The organism is Leminorella richardii (assembly GCF_900478135.1).
In the GTDB taxonomy this organism is placed as follows: domain Bacteria; phylum Pseudomonadota; class Gammaproteobacteria; order Enterobacterales; family Enterobacteriaceae; genus Leminorella; species Leminorella richardii.
Genome location: NZ_LS483470.1, coordinates 630,663 through 638,965, shown reverse-complemented (window position 1 = coordinate 638,965; position 8,303 = coordinate 630,663). Strand labels below are relative to the sequence as shown.

General features: G+C 52.9%; 7 protein-coding genes and 1 CRISPR repeat array. All 7 genes read right to left on the bottom strand.

Annotated elements, in window-relative coordinates; translation table 11 throughout:
* Nucleotides 1-232 precede the first annotated feature (232 nt).
* A CRISPR array of direct repeats spans nucleotides 233-2,639; the repeat unit is 28 nt; unit sequence GAAACACCTCCACGTACGTGGAGAAGAC.
* Nucleotides 2,640-2,691: 52 nt separating this feature from the next.
* From cas2e to casA, 7 genes are read right to left on the bottom strand one after another with little or no spacing between them, the layout of a single operon-like run.
* The gene (gene cas2e / locus DQM29_RS03020) at nucleotides 2,692-2,982 is read right to left on the bottom strand and encodes a type I-E CRISPR-associated endoribonuclease Cas2e (protein WP_111739245.1); all 291 of its coding nucleotides are present in this window, start codon (nucleotides 2,980-2,982) and stop codon (nucleotides 2,692-2,694) included.
* Nucleotides 2,979-3,839: a type I-E CRISPR-associated endonuclease Cas1e gene (gene cas1e / locus DQM29_RS03015; protein WP_111739244.1), complete on the bottom strand. Its 861-nt coding sequence runs from the start codon at nucleotides 3,837-3,839 to the stop codon at nucleotides 2,979-2,981. Before cas1e ends, cas2e begins: the two co-directional genes overlap by 4 nt.
* Before the next feature lie 44 nt (nucleotides 3,840-3,883).
* Nucleotides 3,884-4,585 (bottom strand): type I-E CRISPR-associated protein Cas5/CasD, encoded by a 702-nt coding sequence (gene cas5e / locus DQM29_RS03010; protein WP_111739243.1) that lies wholly within the window; start codon nucleotides 4,583-4,585, stop codon nucleotides 3,884-3,886.
* A 3-nt stretch (nucleotides 4,586-4,588) separates the two neighbouring features.
* Nucleotides 4,589-5,635 (bottom strand): type I-E CRISPR-associated protein Cas7/Cse4/CasC, encoded by a 1,047-nt coding sequence (gene cas7e, locus DQM29_RS03005; protein ID WP_111739242.1) that lies wholly within the window; start codon nucleotides 5,633-5,635, stop codon nucleotides 4,589-4,591.
* A gap of 15 nt (nucleotides 5,636-5,650) precedes the next feature.
* The gene (cas6e, locus tag DQM29_RS03000; protein WP_111739241.1) at nucleotides 5,651-6,286 is read right to left on the bottom strand and encodes a type I-E CRISPR-associated protein Cas6/Cse3/CasE; all 636 of its coding nucleotides are present in this window, start codon (nucleotides 6,284-6,286) and stop codon (nucleotides 5,651-5,653) included.
* On the bottom strand, nucleotides 6,283-6,798 hold the full coding sequence (gene casB, locus DQM29_RS02995; RefSeq protein WP_111739240.1) for a type I-E CRISPR-associated protein Cse2/CasB: 516 nt from the start codon (nucleotides 6,796-6,798) through the stop codon (nucleotides 6,283-6,285). The genes cas6e and casB overlap by 4 nt, the downstream gene beginning before the upstream one ends.
* A complete protein-coding gene (gene casA / locus DQM29_RS02990) occupies nucleotides 6,795-8,303 on the bottom strand; it encodes a type I-E CRISPR-associated protein Cse1/CasA (RefSeq protein WP_111739239.1) in 1,509 nt (502 codons plus the stop codon). The genes casB and casA overlap by 4 nt, the downstream gene beginning before the upstream one ends.

Here is an 8,303-nt window from a genome sequence, read left to right as displayed (position 1 = left end):
GGTGTCTTTTTGGTCATCCTAAAAGATGTAGTAGCGGATGGGAAATATAAAAGTGTAAGAAATAGCCTCATAGTTATGTGGAAAATCAATACCTCTAATAATTTTCATGGAAGCACCTCCATGTACGTGAGGAAGACGCTAACTGGTTTAAACAACGTTACGGCCAGATGGAAACACCTCCACACTATGTGAAGAAAACTGATTCGCTGTAGTAATAATCAAGCAAACAAATGAAACACCTCCACGTAGGTGGAGAAGACAAGCCGACAACGACAAGGCCGTTTTCGTGGTTGGAAACACCTCCATGTACGTGGAGAAGACCGCGTGTCCGTAGCTTTGCTGTCCGTATAGCTGGAAACACCTCCACGTACGTGGAGAAGACCTAACGTCTATCTGATACGATGCAAACGGCAGAGAAACACCTCCACGTACGTGGAGAAGACTTCGGCATGGCGGCCATGTTCTCAGCGGTGCTAGAAACACCTCCACGTACGTGGAGAAGACCTCGAAGCTCGCACAGTGAGGCTGCCGCCAACAGAAACACCTCCACGTACGTGGAGAAGACTGCCCCACGTAGTTATCACCGTTAACGAACGTGGAAACACCTCCACGTACGTGGAGAAGACGTATCCGCTCCGCAAGCGCTGTAAGCGTCGCGAGAAACACCTCCACGTACGTGGAGAAGACAAACGCCATATATCTTGATGGGTCATGCGCGAAGAAACACCTCCACGTACGTGGAGAAGACATCATCGAAAAGTCATGATTCATGACGGACGGGGAAACACCTCCACGTACGTGGAGAAGACTCACTGTCTGCTATGGACATACGGGGTCGGATAGAAACACCTCCACGTACGTGGAGAAGACGGCCTGTGGCGCCATATCGATGAAATCAAATCAGAAACACCTCCACGTACGTGGAGAAGACGTCATAACAGAAGGCTTTTACGAGAGCCTTCGAGAAACACCTCCACGTACGTGGAGAAGACGCGCTTGCTCATCGACCCGACCTGACCAAGTTGGAAACACCTCCACGTACGTGGAGAAGACAATGCACAAATCTCAGTCTGAACATATCTGTAGGAAACACCTCCACGTACGTGGAGAAGACAGCACTAAATTCCGAAGAACGTCCTTTATAATGGAAACACCTCCACGTACGTGGAGAAGACCTCCAAGATTTAGATAAACATTCTTTAATTAAAGAAACACCTCCACGTACGTGGAGAAGACAGTATCTTGGCGGTGGTAGCATGGACATTAACAGAAACACCTCCACGTACGTGGAGAAGACTTCTTCAGTCTTCCAGCTCGTGTTCGTCGGGCGGAAACACCTCCACGTACGTGGAGAAGACATCCCCGCAGACGACTCCGGAGTCTGGGCACAGGAAACACCTCCACGTACGTGGAGAAGACCAAGAGAGCTTCACCTCGCTTTTGCGCCTCACGGAAACACCTCCACGTACGTGGAGAAGACCGACTGACCGCTCCCTAATCGGAGGCGGGTTAGGAAACACCTCCACGTACGTGGAGAAGACCCAGCCACTGCACCAAGAATGCACTTTCGACAAGAAACACCTCCACGTACGTGGAGAAGACGCGGTGCCGGCCTGCCAGATCACACTTACATCAGAAACACCTCCACGTACGTGGAGAAGACGGCGACCAACATCAAGAAACATAGCGTGTACCAGAAACACCTCCACGTACGTGGAGAAGACAAATGTCGAGGGGTTGAGGGTCAGTAGAGCGCAGAAACACCTCCACGTACGTGGAGAAGACTCTGTCGTCTGGCCGAATAGTGCAATCTGCTGGGAAACACCTCCACGTACGTGGAGAAGACCTTCCGGTGTCTTGTCTGCCAGATTGTGGCTCAGAAACACCTCCACGTACGTGGAGAAGACTTAGAAAAGCATCGCGCGAACTGCGGCCTGTAAGAAACACCTCCACGTACGTGGAGAAGACGTCACTCGGATAAGAGTATCTTTTGCAACCACGGAAACACCTCCACGTACGTGGAGAAGACCTATATAGCTAGTACCGAGAATGCCAGCAACTGGAAACACCTCCACGTACGTGGAGAAGACGCTTACAAGTTCAAGCGGATATGTCAGGGGATAGAAACACCTCCACGTACGTGGAGAAGACGAGCAAATGCTGAGCTAACTTTAACTTTCAGTGGAAACACCTCCACGTACGTGGAGAAGACATCGTCGTCAAAGTCCATCGGTGGCGCATCTTGGAAACACCTCCACGTACGTGGAGAAGACGGTGTGACCGAGCAAGCACAGTTTGCGAGCCTGGAAACACCTCCACGTACGTGGAGAAGACTACAGATTGCAGGGTGCACATTGCAGGTGGCAGGAAACACCTCCACGTACGTGGAGAAGACCGTGATAAACAAGATGTAGAGCACTCAGGTCAGGAAACACCTCCACGTACGTGGAGAAGACATGATAAAGAGATGGCACAGCACTTTATCGATAGAAACACCTCCACGTACGTGGAGAAGACAACAGCCTTACCCTTTTTTATGGACTCAAGAAAGAAACACCTCCACGTACGTGGAGAAGACTTCTCCATATTGCAGTCGAGCCAATAACCAACAGAAACACCTCCACGTACGTGGAGAAGACACCAATATATTGTTAAAGAGCCCCTAAACAACCCACATATTGGGTTCGCAACTTAATCTGCTGTCAGCATTTTCTCAATAACCAGCTGCAAACCAGATATCTCACAAAGGGTTTTATCAGGCAGCCCGACGGTTCTGATTTCATAGCCGGGCGGGTTGGGCAGGCTTTTAAAAATGATCACGCCCGCATCCGTCGGGCAGTGGCCTAGCAGATAGTTCACAACGTGATTAGCGACGGAGTCCTTAACGCCGGAGACAAACACATTAGCTTTAGGCTCGACAAACCAAAGCTTCATGCGGCCACGCACCGCGGGAGGAAGATCGTTGGCAACGACGACTATCATTTCTTTCCCTCTCCCAGCAGGCGAGTGATATCTCGGGCCACCAGTGTCAACAAGTCCATGGCGATAACCCGCTCGCGAAAGCGTTTCGCCAACAGATGCTTATCATACTGCCCTGCCATTTCCTTATTCAGCGCGAAGGCCAGATCGATGCTCAACTCCGCTTTGTACAAATCGGCTAAATCGTAAATAAACGGTAACGGTGAACCGGTATGAATAAAACCAACGTGAGGAGAATAGCCCATCGCATGTACCGCTGAACAAAGGATGCCGTACAAAGCCGCATTGGCCGACGTTAGGATTTGGTTAGTCGTATCGCTTAGCTCAAAGCGATTTGGCGTAAACTGCCGCCCTTTCCAACCAACTCCGTAGTGCTGCGCCTTTTCCTGATACAGCATGCGTACTCGATTTCCCTCCATACCCATCATTTCCTTTAGGCTTTTTCCCTCCAGATCGGCATCGGGAAAACGCTCGGAAAACATCGTTCTGGCGACTTCCAGCGCGCGCTTTTTGTCGCAGGCCAGTTCCATCTGGCGCCGCAGATTTCGGCTGTCCGCCGTAGGCTGAAATCCAGCGGCATAAAACAGCAGGCTATCCTCCCCCACCCAACAAAGAGAACAGTTGGCCGCAGCCGCCGTTTTCACCGCCTCGTGGGTAATGGACGTTCCCGGCCCGAGAAGCAGCGTATTGAGCGTAGCAACTGGCAGGCGTACGACGTTGCCTTCAGAGTCCAACCACTTCAGGCTGCTGTCGTCAATCTCCAACCTGCCTCGTTCCAGATAGATAAACGGATATTTATCCTTAACCTGCGGTAGAGATTCACGGGTAATTTTGACAAAGAGACGTCGACCGTTCGCCATGTATCCTCCCTAAATTAACAGCGGGCCTATATGGCCCGCCTGCGTTACGGTTTGATAACGGTCACCTGACGATCGCGATAACGCTTATCAACGCCGAACTGAATCGGTACGTCGTTAAGGGTTAACACTTCTCCGTCCTCGGGATAAGCGCCGCTTCGCACGTCAAAACCCGCAACGCGGCCTTTTTCCCCAGCCAGAGTATCGCAGCGCGCCCACGCCTCTTGCGGCGTATCAAAGACCCCCTGCCCAATAAACTCCGTAGGCGCGCAGCTTTTTCGCCCCAGCGAGAGTTCCCATACCGGAGAGGTCAACGCCTCGGAAATACGCTGTGCTAACTCCGCCTCCATCGGCACTACAACGGCAAAAACGCAGTCCTGTAAATAGTAGCGGTAGGTCATTTTCGTACCGCCGCCGACGGCTTTTTTACCTTCGCTTGTTTTAGGGATCAGCAACAGCTGCCACGGATCGCTTTCGTCATAGCCGCTGCCGACCATATGAAAATCGCGCAGCGGTGGCGCAGCGGCACGTTTATCCTCACTAACCAGCGCGCGAACGCGCCAGTCTCCCCTCGTTACTGCGGCCAGAAGCTCACGCTGCTCACCGCCCGCACCCAGCGCGGCGCAGAGAATGCCGCACACGCCGGACATGGTCGGAAACGACAGCGTGTCGCGGCGGCCAAAGCGAGAATCGTGTCCCCAGCTTTGCAGCGGCCCTTCCAGCCAGAGGAGCAAATAGCGCTCGTCCATGGCTTACCCCGCGTGGCGTTGCAGATCGTGAATTAGGCTATCGATGGAATAATCTAGATCCTCGCCCCACGCGTAGTCGCCCAGCTTGCCGAACAGCGAACCGCTAAGCTTCTCTTTTTCATTAATATATTTATTCAATGCGTTGATGCTGGGCTGTAAATACCCTCCCTGCTCCGCCTTAACGGGCGTTTCAAACGGAACCTGTAAACGCTGCCCCTGCCGAACCAGCACGCGGGCAAACTCCCACGGACTGGCGCCGGACTGCGTGGTCTGGCGGGCGGAAGGTACGGCAACAAACAGCGCTTTAGTAAATGCGGCAACCGCCTGACGCAGCAACTCGGCAGAAGTAGGATCTCCATCCAACCCTAACGTCTGCGCCAGCTGGCCTAAATCAAGACTGATATAGCGATAGTAGGTAGCGGCGTTAAACTCCAGACTTCCCATATGCGCAGAATTAAGTCCATCAGGTCGATCGTCTAACGCGGTAAAAAACTCCACCTCATTGCTCACTTTATGTGTGGAAATAGCATGACTAAATGAGGCCGCCGCTTCGACGTTCATATCCGCCGCCTTAGCGACCATTCTACCAAACAGAGTGATATCCAACGCATCCAAATGAACATTGAGGTTTTTCTTCGCCAGTTTCTCCAGCTCTTTCTCTTTGATCTGCGCAGCATCAAAGCCCTTTTCTTTGGCATAGGCAGCAAAGGCGGCAGCCTCTGCGTCGCTGACAAACAACAGCGTATCGTCAGCCAGAAGTTCCGCTATTTTTTCCGCACAGCCTTCCGCCTGAGTCTCACTGGCACCCAAAGCAACGCAATGTGGATAAATAAACTCTTTCACCTTTTTAGTTCTTACGCCAAGCTTGATGCCAAACTCCTGAAGCGCTAAGCGCACCTGACGCTTCCAGCACTGTGAACTAACTCGTGCACGGGTAACGCCGCCGACAATGGCGCTTTTCGGCGCGCCGACGTCATCGCGGTTTAAGCAGGTAACGGGGAAAGATTGCAGAATATGGAATTCAATACGGGTATTTTTCAAATAAGTCATGACGTCTTCCTTGTTTTAATCAAAAAGGTCGTTTTCAGGGAGAGGAACGATTTGCAACAGGCCGCAGCCGAACGCGCGACCACGCCCCACGCCACTCATAAAGCTGCTTTCAAACAGGTTGGGTTCCACAACGGTGAGCCGCCCACTTAGGGTCGCCTGCTGCAACGTGACGTTTTTCTGAACGCCTGCGTCAAACTGCATCACCTTAACGCCGTCGACCTGAACCTGTTGCGGGTCGACGTGAAATCCCCAGATTGATGCGCGCTGGCAAAACCATGCACTAATGGCTTCACGCCCGCGTATCGGGGTCAATTTGCGCGTCTGGCTATCCCGCTTTGTTGGATTCAGGCAGACGGTGAAGCGGTAGTGACGATAGGAAAGAAAGTCTTCCGGCACGGTGCGAGTTTCCAGCACTCCCACTTCTGGCTCTTTCGGCGGCCGATTTGAAAGGATCAGAACGCGCCGTCCGCGAGCGTCGCCGCCTTTATCAACCCATTGGATGCCGCTGGCGACAGACCCTTGCTTCTGTTCATCGGAACGGACGTCGTCAAACAGGCTATACACCACGCGGTGCAGGCTATAGCCGTCCGTAATCTTTAGCTGACGACAGGCATGTGCGTCCAGACGCAGTGCGCTGATATAGTGCGTCATAAACTGCTCTCCTCGCGTTCCTCTCTGGCATAGAACTGTTGCGCCCATCGAGCCTTAGTTTTATCGCCAAACCATAAAAGTTCGTTGAGTAACAGCTCGTAATCAAGCGGTTGCGACACGCGACTTTGAATCAGCTTTAACAGCGGCCGCAGAATCAAACAGGCCTCCTGCGCTGAATCACACGCCAGCAGTCGGAGAAGCCGAGCCTTAGCCTGTTTGCTGTCGTTGTCTTTAGGATAACTGTCAAAGATAGCCTTCCCCAGCTTCAGCGAACCGTTTTTCTCCGCACGGCTGTTTGCTAGGGCTGAGGCTATCAGCGCATGAACGCGTCGCTCAGTATCGTTGTCAAGCTTGATACCAAAGCCGCCTAAAACCTCCCAGCTTTGATATTCGGTCGCAGGGTTGGCCGCGCGACGCAGGCGAGCGGCGGCGCCCTTATCCTGCTGGCAGAGCCTGAACAGGTAGCTGATAAATTCGCCGCTGCGCGTGCGGCGCTCTGTTATGGTACTCATACGTTCTCCTTCTCGGGTACATCCATATCAAGATAGTCTGCAACGCTAGGGCGACTCTTGGCCCACGCGTCAAGCTGGCGTGCCGTGTCGTGAGGGCAGAAACTATCGAAAGCCTGATACAGCCAACGGGTAAACTGCCTGCGCAGCTGCAAACGCGCGTCGAGATCCAGGCAACTATCAATAAGATCCTGCGCCTGACGTTCGCAAAGCTGCCAAAACAGCTCTGTCGCCAAGGGCGCAATTGATTTAGGCTCCAGCTTCATTTCGCGACACCAGTTGCTAACACAGCCAAACAGACGCTTCGCCATCTGGTCCAGTGCGCCCATTTCCCCTTGAAAATGGGAAAACCATATCTGAGTCAATTCGCTAGAATCCAAATGAAACAAAGACTCCACCAGATCGTCTGAACCAGAAACGTACTGCTCTCCCGCGTTGCTGCTGACTCTCAGGCCGCCGGACCAAACGCCGAACGTGATTTTTGTTCGGCGGACCTTTTCAATAGCAATGCGCAGCTGCTCGCATTCCCATTCAGACTCCTGCGATTGTAAAAACGCCAGTTGTGAGGTGAGCTCCCGCCAGGGGCGGCGACCGGGGTCGGTCCACTTAACCTTCAACTCTTTCCCTTTCTTGTTAATCAACACGGAAGGATCGTAAAACCCTTCTTTATAGTTACCGTGGCTAATACCTTCGCTATAGTGCAGCCCGCCCTCGGCCAGCAGGCAAAAGCGCCCCAGCGGTACTAATCGCCCCATAAGGTTGCGTTTCAGTTCACGCGCAACGGGACAATCTTCACCTTCGGGCATTTCCTCCCATGGAGCTCGTCCTAAACCGGACGGATATTGTGTCAGAGCGGCGATATCGTTAGCAGTAAAGAGGTTCAGCCACAGCGTTTCCCGCAGAGTGTCACCAACGCAAAAACTGTGCATCAACCCCATAAACGCCAGCGCAGAGCCGGACTTGCCGGTCGCAGGTTTCCCCTTGTCGTTAGTTTTCCCCGGATAACCCGGCGTCAACACTACGCCGTTGTCCGTTTTTTTACCCCCCAGCGCCATACTCATCTGCACCACCAGCAATAGCGCCTTATCCGCATCGCTCATTGGCTTCTCCCTCTGGCTTTGCGTCAGCACCGTGGTATTGCCAGTGGACACCTCCGGCAGCACCGTGCCGAAGGGTTTAACCTCCGCCCGCACAACCGCAGGCATTTGCAAGAACGGCCTTTCGCCATACAGCCAGAAGCGATCTCGCCATTTCTCCAGATAGTTCAGCGCTGCATAACACAAGCCATCGACGCCGAGTTCACGCCACTGCGTATCGTTTTCCGGCGTTACGGCGGCCTGACAAATAGCCTGCAGCAGCTTCATCAGGGCGATTTTCTGTATCGAATTTCCTCCCAACGCACGCAGCTGCGGATCGCTAAACAGTTGTTTTAGGCTGACGCGCCCTACATCCACAACCGGGATCCAAGGTTCGTCAATAAGGTTAAAGCGATTACCCGACTCCTCCAT

Coding starts and splice junctions, on each gene's coding strand:
- cas2e (WP_111739245.1), bottom strand. CDS start 2,982: ATGATAGTCGTCGTTGCCAACGATCTTCCTCCCGCGGTGCGTGGCCGC.
- cas1e (WP_111739244.1), bottom strand. CDS start 3,839: ATGGCGAACGGTCGACGTCTCTTTGTCAAAATTACCCGTGAATCTCTA.
- cas5e (WP_111739243.1), bottom strand. CDS start 4,585: ATGGACGAGCGCTATTTGCTCCTCTGGCTGGAAGGGCCGCTGCAAAGC.
- cas7e (WP_111739242.1), bottom strand. CDS start 5,635: ATGACTTATTTGAAAAATACCCGTATTGAATTCCATATTCTGCAATCT.
- cas6e (WP_111739241.1), bottom strand. CDS start 6,286: ATGACGCACTATATCAGCGCACTGCGTCTGGACGCACATGCCTGTCGT.
- casB (WP_111739240.1), bottom strand. CDS start 6,798: ATGAGTACCATAACAGAGCGCCGCACGCGCAGCGGCGAATTTATCAGC.
- casA (WP_111739239.1), bottom strand. CDS start 8,303: ATGGAGGAGTCGGGTAATCGCTTTAACCTTATTGACGAACCTTGGATC.